Origin of the sequence: Streptomyces sp. NPDC002838, from assembly GCF_040295365.1 — a bacterium.
In the GTDB taxonomy this organism is placed as follows: domain Bacteria; phylum Actinomycetota; class Actinomycetes; order Streptomycetales; family Streptomycetaceae; genus Streptomyces.
In genome coordinates this window covers 377,187-396,463 of record NZ_JBEOVF010000002.1, presented here as the reverse complement: position 1 = coordinate 396,463, position 19,277 = coordinate 377,187, and the positions used below count along the sequence as shown (strand labels likewise).

The 19,277-nt window shown below is 71.8% G+C and carries 21 protein-coding genes; 12 read left to right on the top strand and 9 right to left on the bottom strand.

Features of this window, described 5'->3' with window-relative positions:
- Window positions 1–39 precede the first annotated feature (39 nt).
- From ABT063_RS04465 to ABT063_RS04455, 3 genes are all read left to right on the top strand, one after another.
- Entirely contained in the window at window positions 40–747 is a 708-nt protein-coding gene (locus ABT063_RS04465) for a TetR/AcrR family transcriptional regulator (RefSeq protein WP_351055618.1), read from the top strand.
- A gap of 63 nt (window positions 748–810) precedes the next feature.
- Window positions 811–1,275: a pyridoxamine 5'-phosphate oxidase family protein gene (locus tag ABT063_RS04460; RefSeq protein WP_351055617.1), complete on the top strand. Its 465-nt coding sequence runs from the start codon at window positions 811–813 to the stop codon at window positions 1,273–1,275.
- A 78-nt stretch (window positions 1,276–1,353) separates the two neighbouring features.
- Entirely contained in the window at window positions 1,354–1,746 is a 393-nt protein-coding gene (locus ABT063_RS04455; protein WP_351055616.1) for a VOC family protein, read from the top strand.
- Window positions 1,747–2,323: 577 nt separating this feature from the next.
- On the opposite strand, the gene ABT063_RS04450 is transcribed toward ABT063_RS04455, so the two are convergent.
- Together ABT063_RS04450 and ABT063_RS04445 are read right to left on the bottom strand one after the other, a co-directional pair.
- A complete protein-coding gene (locus tag ABT063_RS04450) occupies window positions 2,324–2,626 on the bottom strand; it encodes a DUF4235 domain-containing protein (protein WP_351055615.1) in 303 nt (100 codons plus the stop codon).
- Between the two features lie 18 nt (window positions 2,627–2,644).
- The gene (locus ABT063_RS04445; RefSeq protein WP_351055613.1) at window positions 2,645–3,664 is read right to left on the bottom strand and encodes a glutathione S-transferase family protein; all 1,020 of its coding nucleotides are present in this window, start codon (window positions 3,662–3,664) and stop codon (window positions 2,645–2,647) included.
- A 9-nt stretch (window positions 3,665–3,673) separates the two neighbouring features.
- On the opposite strand from ABT063_RS04445, the gene ABT063_RS04440 reads away from it, so the two are divergent.
- Window positions 3,674–4,792: a cation diffusion facilitator family transporter gene (locus tag ABT063_RS04440; RefSeq protein WP_502990751.1), complete on the top strand. Its 1,119-nt coding sequence runs from the start codon at window positions 3,674–3,676 to the stop codon at window positions 4,790–4,792.
- A 62-nt stretch (window positions 4,793–4,854) separates the two neighbouring features.
- Here ABT063_RS04440 and ABT063_RS04435 read toward each other — a convergent pair whose 3' ends face one another.
- The 3 genes from ABT063_RS04435 to ABT063_RS04425 all read right to left on the bottom strand — a co-directional run bounded on the left by ABT063_RS04435 (window position 4,855) and on the right by ABT063_RS04425 (window position 6,561).
- The gene (locus ABT063_RS04435) at window positions 4,855–5,304 is read right to left on the bottom strand and encodes a nitroreductase family deazaflavin-dependent oxidoreductase (RefSeq protein ID WP_351055612.1); all 450 of its coding nucleotides are present in this window, start codon (window positions 5,302–5,304) and stop codon (window positions 4,855–4,857) included.
- Between the two features lie 238 nt (window positions 5,305–5,542).
- Window positions 5,543–6,226 (bottom strand): LysE family transporter, encoded by a 684-nt coding sequence (locus ABT063_RS04430; protein WP_351055611.1) that lies wholly within the window; start codon window positions 6,224–6,226, stop codon window positions 5,543–5,545.
- On the bottom strand, window positions 6,223–6,561 hold the full coding sequence (locus tag ABT063_RS04425; protein WP_351055610.1) for a hypothetical protein: 339 nt from the start codon (window positions 6,559–6,561) through the stop codon (window positions 6,223–6,225). Before ABT063_RS04425 ends, ABT063_RS04430 begins: the two co-directional genes overlap by 4 nt.
- Here ABT063_RS04425 and ABT063_RS04420 point away from each other — a divergent pair.
- On the top strand, window positions 6,560–7,759 hold the full coding sequence (locus ABT063_RS04420; RefSeq protein WP_351055609.1) for a cytochrome P450: 1,200 nt from the start codon (window positions 6,560–6,562) through the stop codon (window positions 7,757–7,759). The genes ABT063_RS04425 and ABT063_RS04420 overlap by 2 nt on opposite strands.
- Before the next feature lie 13 nt (window positions 7,760–7,772).
- Window positions 7,773–7,973: a ferredoxin gene (locus ABT063_RS04415; protein WP_351055608.1), complete on the top strand. Its 201-nt coding sequence runs from the start codon at window positions 7,773–7,775 to the stop codon at window positions 7,971–7,973.
- Here the strand turns inward: ABT063_RS04415 and ABT063_RS04410 are convergent.
- Window positions 7,948–8,856 carry a sigma-70 family RNA polymerase sigma factor gene (locus ABT063_RS04410; protein WP_351055607.1) on the bottom strand — a complete coding sequence of 303 codons (909 nt, stop codon included), beginning with the start codon at window positions 8,854–8,856 and terminating at the stop codon, window positions 7,948–7,950. The genes ABT063_RS04415 and ABT063_RS04410 overlap by 26 nt on opposite strands.
- Window positions 8,857–8,904: 48 nt before the next feature.
- Here ABT063_RS04410 and ABT063_RS04405 point away from each other — a divergent pair, with 48 nt between their 5' ends.
- Entirely contained in the window at window positions 8,905–9,600 is a 696-nt protein-coding gene (locus ABT063_RS04405) for an FMN-dependent NADH-azoreductase (protein WP_351055606.1), read from the top strand.
- Window positions 9,601–9,602: 2 nt separating this feature from the next.
- Here the strand turns inward: ABT063_RS04405 and ABT063_RS04400 are convergent, their stop codons facing one another.
- Entirely contained in the window at window positions 9,603–10,154 is a 552-nt protein-coding gene (locus ABT063_RS04400; RefSeq protein WP_351055605.1) for a TetR/AcrR family transcriptional regulator, read from the bottom strand.
- Window positions 10,155–10,249: 95 nt separating this feature from the next.
- Between ABT063_RS04400 and ABT063_RS04395 the strand changes: the two genes are divergently transcribed.
- The 3 genes from ABT063_RS04395 (at window position 10,250) to ABT063_RS04385 (ending at window position 12,389) form a co-directional block, all read left to right on the top strand.
- A complete protein-coding gene (locus ABT063_RS04395; RefSeq protein ID WP_351055604.1) occupies window positions 10,250–10,744 on the top strand; it encodes a nuclear transport factor 2 family protein in 495 nt (164 codons plus the stop codon).
- Between the two features lie 9 nt (window positions 10,745–10,753).
- Window positions 10,754–11,281 carry a flavoprotein gene (locus ABT063_RS04390; protein WP_351055603.1) on the top strand — a complete coding sequence of 176 codons (528 nt, stop codon included), beginning with the start codon at window positions 10,754–10,756 and terminating at the stop codon, window positions 11,279–11,281.
- Window positions 11,282–11,417: 136 nt separating this feature from the next.
- Window positions 11,418–12,389: an aldo/keto reductase gene (locus tag ABT063_RS04385; protein ID WP_351055602.1), complete on the top strand. Its 972-nt coding sequence runs from the start codon at window positions 11,418–11,420 to the stop codon at window positions 12,387–12,389.
- A gap of 27 nt (window positions 12,390–12,416) precedes the next feature.
- On the opposite strand, the gene ABT063_RS04380 is transcribed toward ABT063_RS04385, so the two are convergent.
- Entirely contained in the window at window positions 12,417–13,235 is an 819-nt protein-coding gene (locus ABT063_RS04380; RefSeq protein WP_351055601.1) for a phytanoyl-CoA dioxygenase family protein, read from the bottom strand.
- A gap of 63 nt (window positions 13,236–13,298) precedes the next feature.
- Here ABT063_RS04380 and ABT063_RS04375 point away from each other — a divergent pair, with 63 nt between their 5' ends.
- Window positions 13,299–14,225: a helix-turn-helix domain-containing protein gene (locus ABT063_RS04375; RefSeq protein ID WP_351055600.1), complete on the top strand. Its 927-nt coding sequence runs from the start codon at window positions 13,299–13,301 to the stop codon at window positions 14,223–14,225.
- A gap of 401 nt (window positions 14,226–14,626) precedes the next feature.
- Entirely contained in the window at window positions 14,627–16,735 is a 2,109-nt protein-coding gene (locus ABT063_RS04370) for a ricin-type beta-trefoil lectin domain protein (protein ID WP_351055599.1), read from the top strand.
- A gap of 60 nt (window positions 16,736–16,795) precedes the next feature.
- On the opposite strand, the gene ABT063_RS04365 is transcribed toward ABT063_RS04370, so the two are convergent.
- Window positions 16,796–19,183: a SpoIIE family protein phosphatase gene (locus tag ABT063_RS04365; protein ID WP_351055597.1), complete on the bottom strand. Its 2,388-nt coding sequence runs from the start codon at window positions 19,181–19,183 to the stop codon at window positions 16,796–16,798.
- Window positions 19,184–19,277 lie beyond the last annotated feature (94 nt).

Sequence of the window (19,277 nt, the reverse complement as noted above, 5' to 3'; positions counted from 1 at the left end):
TGCTGTCGTAAGGTGCCCACCGGCCCCACGGAGGCGTCCATGACCGAGCGCGTCGTCCCGCCCGCTGCCAGACGGCGCAGGCGGCCCATCAAGCAGGGCGTCGTCCTGTCCGAGGAACTGATCGTCGGGACGGCCCTCAGGCTCATCGAGGAGCACGGCGCCGACGCCCTCTCGGTCCGTCGTCTCGGCCGTGCCCTCGGCGCCGACCCCAGCTCCCTGTACCGCTACTTCCGGCACACCGACGACCTCATGCTCGCCATCGCCGACGAGTTGATCGGCCGAACGCTGCGCACCTGGCGCCCCAGCGGCGACTGGCTCGCCGACCTCAGGGATCTCGGCCCGCGCATGCACGCCGGTGCGCTCGCGCATCCCCGGGCGGCCGTGCTCAGCTCCTACCGGGTGACCGGGCGGGTGTTCGAGATACAGGCCGTCGAGACGATCCTCGGCGTGCTGCGCCGCGCCGGCTTCCCCGACGCCGAGGCGGTGCGGATCTACCACGCCTTCGTCGACCAGGCGCTCGCCTTCGGCGCCCTCCACTCCGCGAGCGCCGCCATGCCGAAGTCCGCCCGGGAGGCGGAGGCGGCCGTGTGGCGGGCGACGTACGCCCGGCTGCCCGCCGAGACCCACCCGCACATCGCCGCGACGGCCCGCCATCTCGTCGCGGACATGCGGCACAGCTCCTATCCGGCGGCCTTGGACCTTCTGCTGGGCGCGGCGGCGACGCGGCTGGCGGAAATCCGGGGGTAGGAAGGAAGCCGGACGGTCATGCTGAAACGTCCGCCCTACGACCCGCCAGGAGGCTGCCCCACGATGACCCGGCAACCCGCGCGCCCCGCGAAGCAGCGCAAGCAGGACACCCTGAACCGACTGGAGCACGACGAGGACGCCTGGGTCGCCACGGCCGACGGCGACGGCTCGGGGCCGTACCTCGTCCCGCTCTCCTTCCTCTGGGACGGCTCGACCCTGCTGCTCGCCACCCCGGCCGCCAGTCCCACGGGACGCAACCTGAAGGCGACGGGCAAGGCACGCCTCGGCATCGGGCCGACCCGCGACGTCGTCCTCGTGGAGGGCACCGCCGACACGCTCACGCCCGCCGAGCTGCCCGAGGAGGAGGCCGATCTCTTCGCCGCCAAGACCGGGTTCGATCCTCGTCGCCTTGCCACGCCCTACCTGTACTTCCGCGTCCGGCCCCGGCGGATCCAGGCCTGGCGGGAGACGAACGAACTGGACGGGCGTGAGCTGATGCGCGACGGGGAGTGGCTGGTCGCCGACTGAATCGGCCGGGTCGGGATATCCGCAAGGGAGAGGGCGGCGGGGTACGACGCCCCGCGCCCCGGACCTTTCGGAGGAGACATGGCCTTGGTGAAAGCGGGCGTCGTCGTGCTCGACTGTGCCGAGCCCGAGAAGCTCGCGGAGTTCTACAAGGCGCTGCTGGCGGCCGAGCAGACGGAGGAGAGCGCCAACCGGGTGGAGATCAGGGGCGCCGACGGGATCCGGCTGGCCTTCCGCCGCGACATGAACGCGACGCCGCCGAGCTGGCCGCGCCCCGAGAACGCCCTCCAGGCCCACCTGGACTTCATGGTGGAGGACCTGGACGAGGCGGAGCGCAAGGTGGTCGGACTCGGCGGCCGCCCACTGGAAACCAAGGAGGCGACCGGCCCGTACGAGGAGCGCGGCTACGCCGACCCGGCCGGCCACTCCTTCACCTTGCGCCTGGTCGCTTCGACGGCACCGAAGCAGGGCTGAGCCCGCCGGCTGGGCCCGGGTGGGGCTGGGGCTCGGCAGGTTGCGCCCGGTCAGGCTGAGGTTGCGGGGCGTGCTCATCGCGGCTGGTTGCCCCTGTGCGGCGGTGGAGGGGTGCAGGATGGCCGGTCGTGCTTGAGTGGGGTCTGGGGCGGGTGCATTGTGCTCGGTCAGGCTGAGGTTGCGGGGCGTGCTCATCGCGGCTGGTTGCCCTGTGTGGGGTGGAGGGGTGCAGGATGGCCGGTCGTGCTTGAGTGGGGTCTGGGGCGGGTGCATTGTGCTCGGTCAGGCTGAGGTTGCGGGGCGTGCTCATCGCGGCTGGTTGCCCTGTGTGGGGTGGAGGGGTGCAGGATGGCCGGTCGTGCCTGAGTGGGGTCTGGGGCGGGTGCATTGTGCTCGGTCAGGCTGAGGTTGCGGGGCGTGCTCATCGCGGCTGGTTGCCCTGTGTGGGGTGGAGGGGCGCAGGATGGCCGGTCGTGCCTGAGCGGGGTCTGGGGCCGGTACATCGCGCTCGGTCAGGGCCGAGGCCGCGGGCACGCTCACCCCGGTCTGCCGCCCCCGCTCAAGGCCCCGGCTCCCGTCAGTCCCGGCCGCCCTTCTCGTCGGTCGGCCAGACGCCGGTCTTGCGTTCGATGGCCTTCGCGCCCGTGCGGTCCACCGCGCTGCGGACCACGGCGAAGATGGCGCCCTGGATCGCGGCGGCCAGCAGGATCTCTCCCCAGCCGCGGTCCCGGTCCAGCGCGTCGGGTGCGTCCTCCTCGTGCCGGATCGCCATCCACGTCTTGCGGAAGGCGAGTCCCGCCAGCCAGCCGCTCGACCAGCCCAGCACGAAGCCGACGGGCTGGTAGGCGAAGGGGAGCTTCATCTTCTTCTTCTTGGCCATGTACGTCTCCTTCGTCGGTCAGGGCCGTCCCCGTGCCGGGACCTCCTCGTCCGCGGGGACCGGCCCGGGTGGTGTCCCGTCGCCGAACGGGCGGCCGCCCAGCTCCTCACGGTGATGTGCCGTCAGCCACCCCGACAGATCGGGTCCGAGGGGCACGATGCCGGTCGGATTGATGCCGGTGTGCACCTGGTGGTAGTGCCGCTTGATGTGGTCGAAGTCGACGGTGTCACCGAAGCCCGGCGTCTGATACAGGTCGCGGACGTACGCCCACAGGACCTCGTTCTCCGCCAGCTTCCACCGGTTGCACTTGAAGTGGCCGTGGTAGACGGCGTCGAAACGGACCAGGGTGGTGAACAGCCGGATGTCCGCCTCGGTGATCGTGTCCCCGACCAGATACCTCTGCCGGGCCAGCCGCGACGTCAGCAGGTCCAGCCGCCGGAACACGTCCGCGCACGCGGCCTCGTACTCCGCCTGGTCGGTGGCGAAGCCGGCCCGGTACACGCCGTTGTTGACGTCCTCATAGACGTCCGCCATCACCGCGTCGATCTCGTCGCTCAGCGCGCTCGGGTACAGATCGGGCGCGCCCTCCCGGTGCAGGGCCGTCCACTCGGTGGCGAAGTCCAGGGTGATCTGCTGGAAGTCGTTGGTGACCAGCTTCCCGCTGGACACGTCCACGATCGCGGGCACGCTCACCCCGCCCGGGTAGTCGGTCTCCCGCCGGTCGTAGGCCTCGCTGAGATAGCGGATGCCGAGGACCGGGTCGCGGCCGTCGCGGTCCAGGGTGAAGCGCCAGCTGCGGTCGTCCTGGATCGGGTCTGCGACGGCGAGGGACAGGGCGTCCTCCAGACCGAGAAGCCGCCGGGAGACGAGCGACCGGCTCGCCCACGGACAAGCACGGCTGACCACCAGACGGTAGCGGCCGGGCTCCACCGGCCAGCCGCCCCGGCCGTCCGCCGTGATCCGGTCCGTGAAATGGCTCTTGGACCGCTTGAACGCCCTCCTGCCGTACGCGCTGTTACCGCCGTCCGCGCTGTCCATGCTTCCTCCCTGCCCTGTGCCTGTCCTGGTGAACGCGTTCCCCGTTTTCGCACGACGGCACGGTGTGAGTCCTACCGACCGGGGCAGTCGGCGAAGGTGAGCGGCACATCCACGAACCGGACATCCAGGCACGAGCCCGCCACGACCGCGTCGGCCACGACGGCGTCGGCCACGGGCCGCAAGGCGGACCGCAGAACACGCGTCACCGTGCTCGTCGCACTCGCGGCGAATCTGGTGATCGCGGTCGCCAAGACGGTCGGCGGCCTGGTCGCGGCATCACCGGCGCTGCTGTCGGAGGCCGCGCACTCCGTGGCCGACAGCATGAACGAGGTCTTCCTGCTGGCCGCACTGCGCCGCAGCCGTCGCCCCGCCGACCGGCGCCACCCCTTCGGCTACGGCAAGGAGCGGTTCTTCTGGTCGTTGCTCGCCGCCGTCGGGATCTTCGTCATGGGCGGCTGCTTCTCCTTCTTCCAGGGTTTCGAGGCTCTCAGCCGCGGCTCCGAGGAGAAGCTCAGCGGGTACGTGGCGGGCCTGATCGTGCTGGGCGTCGCCCTCCTCGCCGAGGGGGTCTCCCTGGTCCGGGCCCTGCACCAGGCGCACCGGCAGGGCCGGGGCACGGACGGCCTGCGCGACCCGGCGCTGCGCACGGTCGTCGCCGAGGACGGCACGGCGGTGCTCGGCGTCACCCTCGCGATCACCGGCATGGCGCTGCACATGGCCACCGGCCAGGTCGTGTGGGAGGCGTCCGCGTCGTTCGCGATCGGCGCGCTGCTCGTCTACGTCGCCTACCGGCTCGGACGCGAGGCGCGCGACCAGTTGATCGGCGAGGCCGCCGACCCGGAGTCCAGCCGCCGGATCCGCGCCCTGCTGGAGGCGCAGCCCGAGATCGACAGCGTGGAGGCGCTGTTCACCATGAAGATGGGCCTGGACTCGATCCTGGTGGCCGCCCGTATCGACCTGGTGCCCGGCCTGGACAGCGAGCGGGTCGAGGAGGTCGCCGTGCGCATCAAGCGGTCCATCTCCGGGACGATCACCGAGGCGGACCAGATCTTCCTCGACGTGACCGACCGTCCCGCGGCCGAGGCACGAGAAAGCCCCGCCGCGACGGGGGAACGCGGCGGGGCCTGACGCTCGGGTGCCCGGCGGATGCGGGTCCATGCCTCCCCGGGCAAGGATTTTTTCCGGAAGACTCAGTTGCCGTCCACGGGCTCCAGCACGAAGACCGGAATCTCCCGTTCCGTCTTCTTCTGGTAGTCGGCGTACTGCGGGAACGCGGCTACGGCACGCTCCCACCACTGGGCCTTCTCCGCGCCGGTGACCTCACGGGCCCTCATGTCCTGCTTCACCGGCCCGTCCTGCAGCTCCACATGAGGATCGGACTTGACGTTGTGGTACCAGACCGGGTGCTTGGGCGCTCCGCCCAGGGAGGCGACGGCGGCGTACCGCCCCTCGTGCTCGACACGCATCAGCGGCGTCTTGCGTATCTTGCCGCTCTTCGCGCCCCGGGTCGTCAGCAGGATGACGGGCATACCCGTGTCCATCAGGGTCGTCCCCTTGGTACCGCCGGAGCTCTCGTACAGCTCCACCTGCTCGCGCACCCACTGCGTCGGGCTGGGTTCGTATTCGCCCTCAAGAGGCATGGCATCCGTCCCATCGTCGTCGAATACGGCTGACTCGCACCGTAGTTGAAAACCGGTGCGTGTAGCATTCACCCATACCTTGTTCCCCTGCGGCCCCAAAGGGTGCCGCCCCGTCATTACTTCACGCGCAATCGCCCCAACGGGCGCACCCGGCACAGTCGTCGTCGATCCCGTACGACGGCCGCCGAAGGAAGGCCTACGCCTTCGGGCCGTGACCGGCGCCCGTCGGCCCCGGTCACTACGGATCCACCACCATCCGTACGGCCAACGCCATGATCACCCCGCTCGACACCAGCGCCGTCACCAGCCGCCCCCGGTGGCCCGTCAGGGCCCGGCCCAGCAGCGCGCCACCCCCAGCGAGCAACAGCTGCCAGCTCGCGGACGCGGCGAACGCCGCCAGGACGAACACCCCTTGTTCCAGGGGCCGTACGGCGTCCTCGGCGCGCGTGCCGAGGACCAGCGCCGCGAAGTAGATCACGGTCGTGGGGTTGAGCAGGGTGATGCCCAGCAGCCCCAGAAACACCCGGGCCGGGCTCGGGCCCTTCTGACGGATCTCCGCGGCGTCACGGAGATCCGTCAGAAGGGCCCTAGGGGCCGGCGGGTCGGAGCGGGTGGCGAGCCGGTGGCGCCGGTACTGGCGTACGGCCGTGGCCGCGCCCCAGAGTGCCAGCGCGACCAGCACCAGGACGGAGGCCCAGCGCAGCGGCACCAGCGCCGGCCGCAGCGCGCCGGCGAGGGCCGAGCCCCCGAGCGTGGCCACCAGGGCGTACAGGCCGTCGGCGGTCGCGACGCCGAGTGCGGCGCAGGCCCCGGTCCGCAGGGACGTACGAGCGGTGAGGGAGACGAGGTAGGTCCCGACCGCGCCGACGGGAACGGCGATGCCGTATCCCGCGAGCAGCCCCGCGAGGAGCGCGGCGGTCACGAGCGCGGAAGCGTCGGCCTCCGGGGACGGCAGGGCTTCTGCTGGAGGCGCCCCGGCAGAACGGCGGTGGCGGTCAGCGGCGGAAGAACCTCGAACGTCGGCATGGCCAGATAGTGCGGGCGAGGATGACGCGGCCACAAACGAATTTCCCTGTGCGGCCGGTACGTGGGTGGCCTCTGGTGAATCCTGCCGTCCGTTTTCCGGTCGTACCGAGGGCGCTCCTCGGCCAGATTGCCGTCACCGCCGATCTGGCCGAACTTGTCGTCGACCCATGGGTGCCCGGGGCATCTACTGAAGATCCGCGCGACGCGCTCTTCGCCTGCGAGGTCTGCCATGACGGAAACGGAACCTGTCGCTTACCCCCAGGACCGGACCTGCCCCTACCACCCGCCCGCCGCCTACGACCCGCTGCGCGCCCAGCGACCGCTGACCCGGATCACGCTCTTCGACGGCCGCCCCGTCTGGTTGGTCAGCGGACACGCCGCCGCCCGAACCCTGCTGGCCGACCCGCGCCTGTCCACCGACCGCACCCATCCCGGCTTCCCCGCGCCCACGGCCCGTTTCGCGGCGGTGCGGAACCGGAAGACCGCGCTGCTGGGAGTCGACGACCCGGAACACCGCATCCAGCGGCGGTTGATGGTCCCCAGCTTCACGCTCCGACGCGCCACCGAACTACGCCCGCGCATCCAGCGGATCGTGGACGAACGCCTCGACGCGATGATCGCGCAGGGCCCGCCCGCCGAGCTGGTGAGCGCCTTCGCGCTGCCCGTGCCCTCGATGGTGATCTGCGCGCTGCTCGGCGTCCCCTACACCGACCACGACTTCTTCGAAGGTCAGTCCCGACGTCTGCTGCGCGGCCCGACGGCGGCCGACACCATGGACGCCCGCGACCAACTGGAGGCGTACGTCGAGAAGTTGATCGACCACAAGCGGAAACAGCGGGAACCCGGCGACGGGGTGCTGGACGAACTCGTCCAGCAGCAACTGCGCGACGGCGAGATCGACCGCGAGGAACTGATCGGCCTGGCGATCATCCTGCTGGTCGCGGGCCACGAGACGACCGCCAACATGATCTCGCTGGGCACCTACACCCTGCTCCAGCACCCCGAGCGGCTGGCCGAGCTGCGCGGCGACACCGCGCTGCTGCCCGCCGCCGTCGAGGAGCTGATGCGGCTGCTGTCGATCGCCGACGGACTGCTGCGCAGGGCCACCGAGGACATCGAGGTGGCCGGGACGACGATCCGGGCGGGCGACGGCGTGATCTTCGCGACCTCGGTCATCAACCGCGACGAGGACGTCTACACCGACCCGGACACCCTGGACTGGCACCGCCCGGCCCGCCACCACGTCGCCTTCGGCTTCGGCATCCACCAGTGCCTCGGCCAGAACCTCGCCCGCGCCGAGCTGGAGATCGCCCTGCGCACCCTCTTCGACCGGCTGCCCACGCTCCGCCTCGCCGCCCCGGCGCATGCGATCGCGTGGAAACCGGGCGACACGATCCAGGGAATGCTGGAACTCCCCGTGACCTGGTAGGAGGCTTTCGTTCATGCACATCGACATCGACACGGACGCCTGCGTCGGCGCGGGCCAGTGCGCCCTGGCCGCCCCGGGCGTCTTCACCCAGGACGACGACGGCTACAGCACCCTCCTGCCCGGCCGGGAGGACGGCGGCGGCGACCCGATGGTGCGGGAGGCCGCCAGGGCCTGCCCGGTCAGCGCCATCACGGTGTCCGAGACGGTGGGCTGACCTCCGGCAGGCCGAGGACGCCCAGGTCGAGCCGGCCGAGCCGGGCCGGGTCGGCGATGACGTCGTACGCGGTGATCCGCTCGCCCTCGACGCTGACCGTGAGGGCGAGCAGCAGCCGGCCGCGCGGGGCGACGACGAGACCGACGTCGCCGTCGACGAGGGCGACCGCCGCGAACCGGGACCGCTCGCGCAGCGCTACGGTCCCTTCCGCGACCGCCCGGGCACCCCGCAGCTCGGGCGCCACCCCGGCCGGCAGTACGGCGGGATCGGCCCGGCGCACCACGTCCGGGGCCAGCACGTCCAGCAGCCCACCGAGATCGCCGCCCCGCGCGGCCGCCAGGAACGCCTCGACGACCCGCCGATGCCGGTCGAGCTCGGCACCCGGGACCGCGGGAGTCCCCCGGACCTTGAGCCTTGCCCGGCTGGCGAGCTTCTTCGCGGCCGGCTGGGAGCGGTCCACGACCTGGGCGATCCGGTCGAAGGGCAGGCCGAACAGGTCATGGAGCACGAAAGCCACCCGCTCGGCGGGGCCCAGCCGGTCGAGCACCACCAGCAGGGCGAGGCTCACGGAATCGCCGAGCACGGCTGCCTCCTCGGGCGGGTTCGTGCCGCCCGCCTCCGAGACCGGCAGCTCCTGGCCGTAGGGCGCCTCCGGGCGGGACGCACGCGACCGCAGCATGTCCAGGCAGATCCGGGAGACCACCGTCGTCAGCCAGCCCCCCAGGTTGTCGATGCCGTCGTCGCCCGTACGGCTCAGCCGCAGCCAGGCCTCCTGGACGGCGTCCTCCGCCTCGTCGAACGAGCCCAGCATGCGGTGGGCCACCGCCCGCAGCTGCCCGCGACGCTCCTCGAACCGCCGTGCCAGCTCGTCGTGCCCGTCCATCGGTCACCTTTCTCCGTCGTGCTACGTCACCCCACTGACGCACACGACATGATCGAGGTGACCGGTATGACCCTCCTGCACATCGACTCCAGCGCCGACACGGTGGACGACTCCGTCAGCAGGCGCCTGACCGACCTGTTCGCCACGACCTGGCGGGCCCGGGGCGGCAGGGCAGCCCACCGCCACCGCGACCTGTGCGCCGACCCGGTTCCCGCGCTGACCCCGGCGTACACCACCCTCGGCCGCCGCGTGGAACGCGAGGGCTTCGTACCGCCGGCCAAGGTGCCGGCGCTGATCGAGAACGCCGCCGAGGAACGCGAGTGGGAGCTGACGCTGCCGCTGATCGACGAACTGCTCGCCGCGGACACGGTGCTGCTCGGCGTCCCGATGTACAACTTCTCGGTGCCGGCGTCCCTGAAGGCGTGGATCGACCGTGTGACCTTCCCCGGTGCCTACGCCGATCCGGACACCGGTGAGAGCCTGCTGCGTGACACCCGTGTCGTCGTGGTCATGGCGCGCGGCGGCGGTTACGGCCCCGGCACCCCGCGCGAGCACTTCGACTTCCAGACGCCCTACCTCAGGGCCTACTTCGGCAACCTGGGGGTGGCGCCGGAGAACCTCCACCTCATCGCCGCCGAGCTGACCCTCACCGGCCTCCTGCCGCAGCTGTCCGGCCTGGCGGACGTGGCGGCGGACTCGCTCGCCCGGGCCCGCGCGGCGGTGACGGCGCTCGCCGCCGTCTGAGCTCATCGGGACTCCAGCAGCAGTCGCGCCGCCTCGCGCGCCTGGCCGGCCGGCTGTGTGCTGCGCGTGATGCCCGCCGTGACCATGGCACCCTCGGCCAGCAGGAACAGCGGCCCGGCCAGCGCGGCGGGCCGCCCCGCGTCGGCCACGAGAGAGGCGAGGTAGGCGCCGAACGCCTCCTTGTGCGCCCGGACCTGCGCCGCCACCGGGGCTGACGTGGCGCCCAGTTCGCCGTACGAATTGATCCACGCGCACCCGCGGAAGCCGTCCTCGCCGAACCACTCCTCCAGCCAGTCGAAGACCGCCAGGATCCGCCGCTCGGGGTCCTCCTCGCGCTCCACGTACGCCGCGAGCCGCCCGCGCCAGCGTCCGTCCCGCCGCTCCAGATAGGCCACGACCAGCTGCTCCTTCGCCGGGAAGAGCTGGTAGAGCCGCTTGAGCGAGACCCCGGACGTGCCACGGATGTCGTCCATGCCGACGGACTGGATGCCCCGCCCGTAGAACAGCTCCTCGGCGGCGTCCAGCACCCGCTCCCGGGCGACTGCGCTGTCCATGTACGACCACTCCTTGACGCGAGAACCAGCGTTCTCCTACCGTAGCAGCCATGCCGGAGAACGCTCGTTCTCCCTTCTGGGTCACGGAGGATGACATGACCGACCGCCCGCCCCTGCCGCCCTTCACCCGCGAGACCGCACGGCAGAAGGTCCAGGCCGCCGAGGACGCCTGGAACACCCGCGACCCGCACAAGGTGGCCCTCGCCTACTCGGAGGACTCGGTGTGGCGCAACCGCGACACCTTCGTCACCGGCCGCGCGGAGATCGTCGACCTCCTCACCGCGAAGTGGGCGCGCGAGCGGGAGTACGCGCTGCGCAAGGACCTCTGGGCGTTCGACGGCAACCGCATCGCCGTCCGCTTCCAGTACGAGTGCCGGGACGCCGACGGCCGGTGGTGGCGGTCGTACGGCAACGAGCTGTGGGAGTTCGACGAGCACGGACTGATGACCCGGCGCGAGGCGAGCATCAACGACGTACCCATCGAGGAGAGGCAGCGGCGCATCTTCGGGCCGCGGCCGGAAGCCGGCGGGGGCGGTCCTTTCCCCTCGAACAGCCGTCGAACAGACTGGTCGCACGGGCCGGTTGAGTAGGGTTCCCGGGTGACCGAACAGGCCGGGAAACCCTTCCTCTACGTCGTCGTCTGCGCCGCCGGGATCGCCGCGGACGTCAGCGAACTGATCACCGTCGCTCAGGAGCGGGACTGGGAGGCCGGCGTCATCGCCACGCCCGTCGCGATGAACGGCTTCTTCGACACGGACGCCGTCGCGGCGCAGACCGGACGACGGATCCGCTCGGCCTGGCGCGGCCCCGGCGATCCGCGCCCCTTCCCGCCGCCCGACGCCGTGGTCGTCGCGCCCGCCACCTTCAACACCCTCAACAAATGGGCGGCCGGCCTGGCCGACACCCTCGCCGTGGCCACCTTGTGCGAGGCGTACGGCCTGGGCGTCCCCGTCGCCGTCCTGCCGTGCGTCGCCGACGCGCTGGCCGCCCATCCCGCCTACCAGGACAGCCTCCTACGGCTGCGCGGGATGGGCGTCCGCTTCGGCGAGCCGTACTCCGGCGAGGTCGGGGAGGACGGCAGGCGACCGGAGTTCGGCTGGGAGCGGGCGCTGGACCTGCTGGGGTGAGTCAGAGGGGCAGGCGGGCGTGACGGCGGAACGGTCGGGGCCGTCCCGGGCCTGGCGAAGTCGCCTATGACACGGAATGCGTACGACGTCGTACGCTCCCCTTCGTACCCACCCCCCGAAGGCAGGAGCGGCAACGATGCAGTACGTGAAGCTCGGTTCGACGGGCCTGGACGTCTCGCGGATCTGTCTGGGCTGTATGACCTACGGCCTGCCCGACCGCGGTGTGCACGAGTGGACCCTCGACGAGAAGGCGTCACGTCCGCTGATCCGGCAGGCGCTGGAGTCCGGGATCAACTTCTTCGACACCGCCAACGTCTACTCCGACGGCACCAGCGAGGAGATCGTCGGCAAGGCGCTCGCCGACTTCGCGCGCCGGGACGAGATCGTGCTCGCGACCAAGGTGAACGGCCGGATGCGGCCCGGGCCCAACGGTGCCGGGCTGTCCCGCAAGGCGATCATGGCCGAGATCGACCACAGCCTGGGCCGCCTCGGCACCGACTACGTAGACCTGTACCAGATCCACCGCTTCGACCCGCACACGCCCGTCGAGGAGACGATGGAGGCGCTGCACGACCTGGTGAAGGCGGGCAAGGTGCGCTACATCGGGGCCAGTTCGATGTTCGCCTGGCAGTTCTCCAAGATGCAGTACACCGCCGAGCGGCACGGCTGGACCAAGTTCGTCGCCATGCAGAACCACTACAACCTCCTCTACCGCGAGGAGGAGCGGGAGATGCTGCCGCTGTGCGCGGACCAGGGCGTCGGCGTGCTGCCGTGGAGCCCGCTCGCGCGCGGCCGCCTGACCCGGGACTGGGGCACCGTCACCGAGCGCAGCTCCAACGACAACTTCGGCAGCCGCCTCTACCAGGAGGGCGACCGCACCATCGTCGAGGCCGTCACCCGTATCGCGAACGACCGGGGCGTTCCGCGCGCCCAGGTGGCCCTCGCCTGGCTGCTGCACCGGGGCACGGTGGCCGCGCCGATCGTCGGCGCGGCCAAGCCCCACCACATCGAGGACGCGGTGGCCGCCGTCGAACTGGAGCTCAGCGACAAGGAGATCGAGGAGCTGGAGCAGCCCTACACCGCACGGCCCGTCGTCGGCCACTCCTGATCGGTTCACTTCTGAACGGGAGCGGGGTCAGTGCGGCCCGGTCGGCGCAAACTCCGTGCCGCACGGGCCCGCGCCCTCGCTCTCCGGCAGCGTCACCCGCTCGCCGCTCATCGACAGCGTGCGGTAGTAGTGCCCGATGCGCTCGGTCGAACGGCCGACGTAGTGGCCGATGAAGGAGCGGCGGAACCGGTCGGCGGTGCGGTTGGGCTGCGAGCCGTGCACCAGGCTGCCGTTGAAGAACAGCACGTCCCCGGGCGACATGTCGACCGGCACCGGCGCGAGCCCCGGCGGCGGGGGCACGTACTCGCGCGCGAAGGACAGCTCGGCGTCCGCCTCCTCCGGGCAGAACAAGTCCATCCGGTGCGTGCCGGGGACGACCTCCAGAGCGCCGTTGTCCCGGTCGATCACGTCACAGGCCACCCACGCCGCCACACACGTGCCGGGCTCGACCCGCAGATAGAAGTTGTCCTGGTGCAGCGCCTGACCCCGCGCCCCCGGCGGCTTGAAGTAGAACATGCTCTGTGCGGCCAGCACCTCCTCGCCGAGCAGCGTCCGCAGCACATCGCGCAGCCGCGGGTCCAGCAGGACGCGCAGCGCCAGGTCGTTGATCTCGTGCGGGTGCATCACCCTCGGGTACCGGCGCAGCGGGTCCGCGGACGCGCGCGGCTCGAAGTGCCCGGGCACCGGCCCGGCCGCGTGCAGCGCCGCGAACTCGGCGCACAGCCGGTCGATCTCGTCGTACCCGAACAGCCCCCGCACGACCGTGAATCCGTCCCCTTGGAACTGCCGCAGCCCGGCCTCGGGCAGAATGGGGGCGCCGGCGGCACCGATATCCGTGGCTGTCATGCGTCCGCTCCTCCGTGAGGTGGTCTCCGTACGTCACGCTAGGCGGACGTATGTCGAAGGAGGATGCCCGTGACCGCTGACGGGTTGCCCGAGGCTGCCGCACCCGGTGATCCCGCCCCGCCGCCGGGCCTGGTGGCGGTCGGCCGCTTCGACCAACTCCCCGGCTACGGCGTGCACCGGCCGCACGGAGCCGACAACTGGCTGTTCACCTGGACGGCGGGCGGGCGGGGCCGGCTGCGCCAGGGCGCGAGCGAGACGGGGGCCGGTGCCGGGGACCTGGTGGTGCTCGCCCCCGGCGTCCGGCACGACTACGGGACCGAACCGGGCGCGGCGCACTGGCGGTTCTGGTGGGCGCACTGCCAGGCCCGACCGTCCTGGCCCGCCTGGCTGCGGCCGTACGACGCCGGCGACGGCATGTACGTCGTCACCCCGGCCCACCCGGACGCCCACGGCCGGATCGAGGCCGCGTTCCGCCGCATGCTCACCGACGCCCGCTGGACCGGGACCGGCACACCGCCCGCCTCCGAACCCGGGGACGGCCGGGAGCGGGTCGCCGTGGCGCACAGCAGCGCGGCCAGGGAACTCGCCCTGTGCGCGCTGGAGGAGGTCGTCCTGCTGACCGTCGGCGCCGCGCGCACGCCGTCGCCCCCGCCCGGCGCCGATCCCCGGGTGCGCCGGGCCCAGGAGCTGATCGCGGCCGACCCGGGTGCTCCGCACACCGTCCGCTCACTCGCCGCCGCCGTGTCGCTGTCCCCCTCCCGGTTCGCGCACCTGTTCACCGAGCAACTGGGCCGGTCGCCGATGCGGGCGCTGCGCGAGGCACGTCTGCATCACGCCGCCCGGCTGCTGGAGAGCACCGACCTGTCCGTGGAGCGCGTGGCCGCGGCCTCCGGCTTCGCCAGCCCCTTCCACTTCAACCGGGTCTTCCGTGAGCGCTACGGGATGCCGCCGGGTGCCTACCGGGCCGGCGGCCCAATGGTTGGAACGTGACGTGTTCAGACCGGCCGAACGCGCGGTGGAGTGGCCGTTCAATGGTTTGGGGCGGAGTCAAGTGAATCTCGTTCTCAATTAGAGTAACGATTCCGCGGCAATCCCTAAGCATCGCTATTGACGTTTCGTCAATCCCCGTGCCGTGCACGCAATGCACAAAACCGCGAGATCTCTTGTTCCGGCTCGCTGGCCTGTGCAAAGGTGTGCCCTGTCGGCGCATGGACAAAACAATTCCCTGCGCACGAGGCCGCTCCCGTACGTCCCCCACGCTTCAAAAGAGCTGCCCCTGGTGGGCGTTCGAGATGCCGAACTCTGAGCGGGTGTGCCCGCCCCGTCGTCGACGGGATCGCATACCCATTGGTGTGGACTTTATGAAGCAAGCCCTCGGGAGGAATGCCGCCGTGCATGACGCAGGCCTGTCGAATTCCCCGACTCCTGCTCGGCCGTCCGAAGCCACGGACGAGCAACTGAGCGCCGAACTCAAGAAGTGGAGTGGGACGACACCCGCGGTCCAGCCCGTCGGCGAGCTCCTCGACCGGCACTGGGAAGCGGCCTTCGCCTACGCACGGCTGTGCACCGACGGCCCGCGCGCCGCGGGAATGCTCACCACCGCGGCCTTCACGAGACTCTTCGGGGAATCCCTGCGGCAGACCGGACCGACGTCCGCCTGGCGCCCGCACCTGCTCGTCACGGTGCGCCGTATCGCGGCGGAGTGGGACACCGACGGCAGACGCGAACTGCTGCACCCGGAACTGAGAACCGAGGGCGGCGGGGACCGCGTCGCCGCCCGCCTGCTGCCGCCGCCGGACCGCCGGCTGCTGTCCGGGGCGTTCCAGCGGCTGCCCCAGTCGGCCCGCTGCCTGCTGTGGCACACCGAGGTCGAGGCCGAACCGCTCGGCATACCGGCCGCCCTGCTGGGCCTGGACGAGGAGGACGCCACCGTCGAAGTGCGGCGCGCCCACGAGCGGTTGCGCGAGGAGTGCCTTCAACTCCACCGCGAACTCGCCCCAGAACAGGAGTGCCGGCACTACCTCCGGTTGCTGGACGTCACCTACCGGCGCGGCGGCATCGACATCGACGCCGATCTCCGTGGCCACCTCGACGGATGCCGGCACTGCCGGTACACCGCCGACCAGTTGCACCAGTTCAACCAGGGTCTCGGCGTCGCACTGGCGGAAGCCGTGCTCGGCTGGGGTGCCCGCGCCTATCAGGAGGCACGCGCGAGCGTGCACGCCGTCCCCGACGAGGCGGACAACGCAGAGACGCCGGCGCCGGCCATCGCGGGTGAATCCTTCTTCTCCGATGCGGTCGCCGAGCCGTCGGCCGCCTCGGGCGATACCTCCCCGCCCTTCCCTCCCATGCCGGAGGGCCCGCCTTCGACCGTCGCGGGCGACGCCTTCGGTTCCGGGACCTTCGGTTCCGAGGCATTTGGTTCCGAGGCATTCGGTTCCGGGACCTTCGGTTCAAGGCCTGAGACCATCGGCCCCGAGGCGCCCGCCCCGCGCACAGGTCCCCGTACCGCCGCCCGCGCGGCCGCCCGTACCGGCGGCCCGCGCCCCGCCTCCCGCCGCTCGGCGCACAAGGCTGCCCGGCGCGTCGCCCGTCGCAACCTCGCCGTGGCCGTCATGACCGTGAGCGGACTGATCGTCCTGCCGTTGGTGCTGTGGTCCTCGCTCGACTCCTCCGACGGCACCGGCCCGGCCGACGACAGCCGCGCCGCCGAGACGCCGGGGACCGACACGGGCACCTCGACCTCCGACCCGTCCTGGGCTGACGCCGAGGACGCGAAGCAGGGCACGCTGCGCGGCCGGCTGCACAACGTCGCCTCCGGGCTGTGCGTCGGCGTCGTCGGCAACAAGGCCGTCAAGGGCGCGGAGACCGAACTCACCACCTGCTCCTCGGACGCATCCCAGCGGTGGTCGTACGAGCCCGACGGACTGGTGCGCAACGCGGAGGACCCCGACCTCTGCCTGGACTCCCACCTCGGCTACTCGGTGCGGCTGGCCCCGTGCACCGGCGCGGAAAAGCCGGACACCAAGAACGTCCGCTACGACTTCACCCTCCAGGGCACCCTGGTCCCGCGCTGGAGCCAGGACCTGGCCCTGACCCCGGCCGCCACCGACGGAGGGGGCGCGCTGGTCCTCAAGACCCGCAATGACGGCTCCGCCCAGCGCTGGGTCATCGACACCTCGAAGACGGACCTCCAGATGGAGGTGGTCAACTGGGACGCGGCCAGCACCCCCTCCAAGGCGCCCGAGGCCGAGCCCACCGCCCCCAAGCCGCCGAAGACACCGACGCCCACGCCCACACCGACGCCGTCCGCGACCCCGTCCACTCCGCAGCCCTCGCCGGCGCCGACGAACCCGTACCCCACGGGCGACGCGTCCTGCTACCACAACCCGTACGCCTGCTCGTGGAACGGCCAGTACGGCCAGTACGGCCAGTACGGCTGGGGCGGGTACAACGGGTACAACGGGTACGGCTACGGGTCCCCCGACGGTCGCCGCTGACCGGCTGTTCGGGGTCCGCTCAGGCCCCGGCACCTCGGCCGCCGGCCACGGCGCGCACCCTCACTCCTCGTCGAGGAGAGCGATCTCCGCCCAGATCGTCTTGCCGTCGGCCGTGTGCCGACTGCCCCAGCGTTGGGTGAGTTGGGCGACGAGCAGCAGTCCGCGTCCGCCCTCGTCCCACGTCTTGGCGCGGCGCAGGTGCGGAGCAGTGTGGCTGGTGTCGGACACCTCGCAGATCAGCGTCGTCGCGTCGTGGATCAGCCGCAGCCGGATGGGCCGGGAGCCGTACCGGATGGCATTGGTCACCAGCTCGCTGACCACCAGCTCGGCGGTGAACGCCACCTCGCTCAGGGCCCAGATGTCGAGCTGGGAGACGACCTGCTTGCGGATCGGCGCGACCAGCGCCGGGTCGGCCGGGATGTCCCAGGTGGCGACCTGGGAGGCGGGCAGCCCCAGGGTGCGGGCCAGCAGCAGCGCCACGTCGTCCAGGGCGCCGCCCGGCGGCAGCAGTCCGTGCAGGACGCGGTCGCAGGTCTCGTCCAGCGAGCCCGAGAAGGACGCCAGGGCATCGCAGAGCAGCGCGTGGCTGGCGTCGATGTCACGGTCCCGGGTCTCGATCAGCCCGTCGGTGTACAGGGACAGCACGGTGCCCTCGGGCAGTTCGAGCTCGGCGCACTCGAACGGCAGCCCGCCCAGGCCCAGCGGCGGCCCGGCGGGCAGGTCGACCTCCACGGGCGCGCCGCCCGGCGGGAGCATGACGGGCGCCGGATGCCCGGCCCGGGCCAGCGTGCAGCGCCGCGACACCGGGTCGTAGACCGCGTACAGGCAGGTGGCGCCGACCTCGCCGGGATTGCCCTCGCCGCCGGCCTCCGTGGACAGCCGTACGACCAGGTCGTCGAGGTGGGTCAGCAGCTCGTCGGGGGTCAGGTCGATGTCCGCCAGCGTGCGCACGGCGGTGCGCAGCCGGCCCATCGTCGCCGAGGCCTGGATGCCGTGGCCGACGACGTCCCCGACGACCATCGCGACCCGCATTCCGGACAGCGGGATCACGTCGAACCAGTCCCCGCCCACCCCGGCCCGCGCCGCCGGCAGGTAGCGCGAGGCCGCTTCCACGGCGGCCGTGCGCGGCAGCGAGCGGGGCAGCAGGCTGCGCTGCAGGGCGAGGGCGGTCTCGCGCTCGCGCGAGTACCGGCGGGCGTTGTCGATGCAGACGGCGGCCCGGGCCGTGACCTCCTCGGCCAGCAGCACGTCGTCGGGCGTGAAGCGGTCCGTCCGCCGGAACCGGGTGAGGACGGCGACGCCGAGGGTCACGCCACGGGCCTGGATCGGCACGGACATCGTGGAGTGGATGCCGTGCCGCCTGACGCGTTCGCTGCGCACCGGGTCCCAGGCGAGCCACTCGGCGAGGTCGCCGGTGTCCATCGAGGCCACGATGGTGTGGCCCACCAGCAGGGAGTCGGCCTGGGGCGAGGAGGCGGGATAGACGTCCACCTGCCCGGGCTTGGCCACGGCCTCGGGATTGCCCGAGTTGATCGACCGGTGGGCCGCCCGGCGCAGACGGATCGGCGCGGTCAGCTGTCCTGCGGGTTCGCCCCCCGCCTCCGGCGGGTCCAGCAGGTCCACGCTGACGAAGTCGGCGAGGCCGGGGACACAGACGTCCGCCAGTTCCTGAGCCGTCCGGGTGACATCGAGGGTGGTGCCGATGCGGACGCTGGCCTCGTTCACCAGCTGGAGCCGTTCCTGGGCCATGTACTGCTCGGTGAAGTCGTGGGCGGCGACACACACGCCCCGCACCCGGCCCTTGGCGTCGGTGATCGGGGCCATCCGGGCCAGCCAGGCGTACATCCGGCCGTCCTGGCCGATCGGCAGGTACGTCCGTACGTCGTGCCCCCGGCCGGTGGTGAGCACATGGTGCAGATGCTGCTCGATGTCCGTGCTCTGCGGTCTGGCGCTCATCTCGGGCACCCGCAGTCCCCGCACCCGCTCCTCGGACAGGCCGAGCACCTCGGCCATGGCGGAATTCATCCTGCGCAGCCTCAGCCGTTCGTCGTAGATGGCGACGGCGCACGGCGACTGGACCAGCTCGGCCTTGTCCAGCGGGTCGTCGGGCGAGCGCGGGCCGTCGCCCTCCAGCGGGGTGACCACCAGCCAGTGGCCGGGGTTCTCGCCCTCCGGCCGTTTGTGGTGGGCGAGCAGCCAGACGGACACCCTTGAGCCGTCGCGGTGACGCAGCGTGAGTGTGCCGTCCCAACGGGACCCTTCGGGCACGGAGACCCGGGCGGCCTCGTCCTCGTCGGCCAGCAGCTCGGCGGCGGGGCGGCCCACGACGTCGGCGGCCGAGTGGCCAAGGAGCCGGCGGGCACCGTCGTTCCACTCCACCAGCGTGCCCGCCTCGTCGATGACAGCGCGCGCCGTCGCGGCATCGTCGAACGGGTACACCGGGCTCATCGTCGCCACTCCAACGCGCACACTCACAGTGAACGGGGTGTGTCACTGGGGTTCAGCGTAATGGGTCACGGCCCCGCACGGACGGGGAACCATG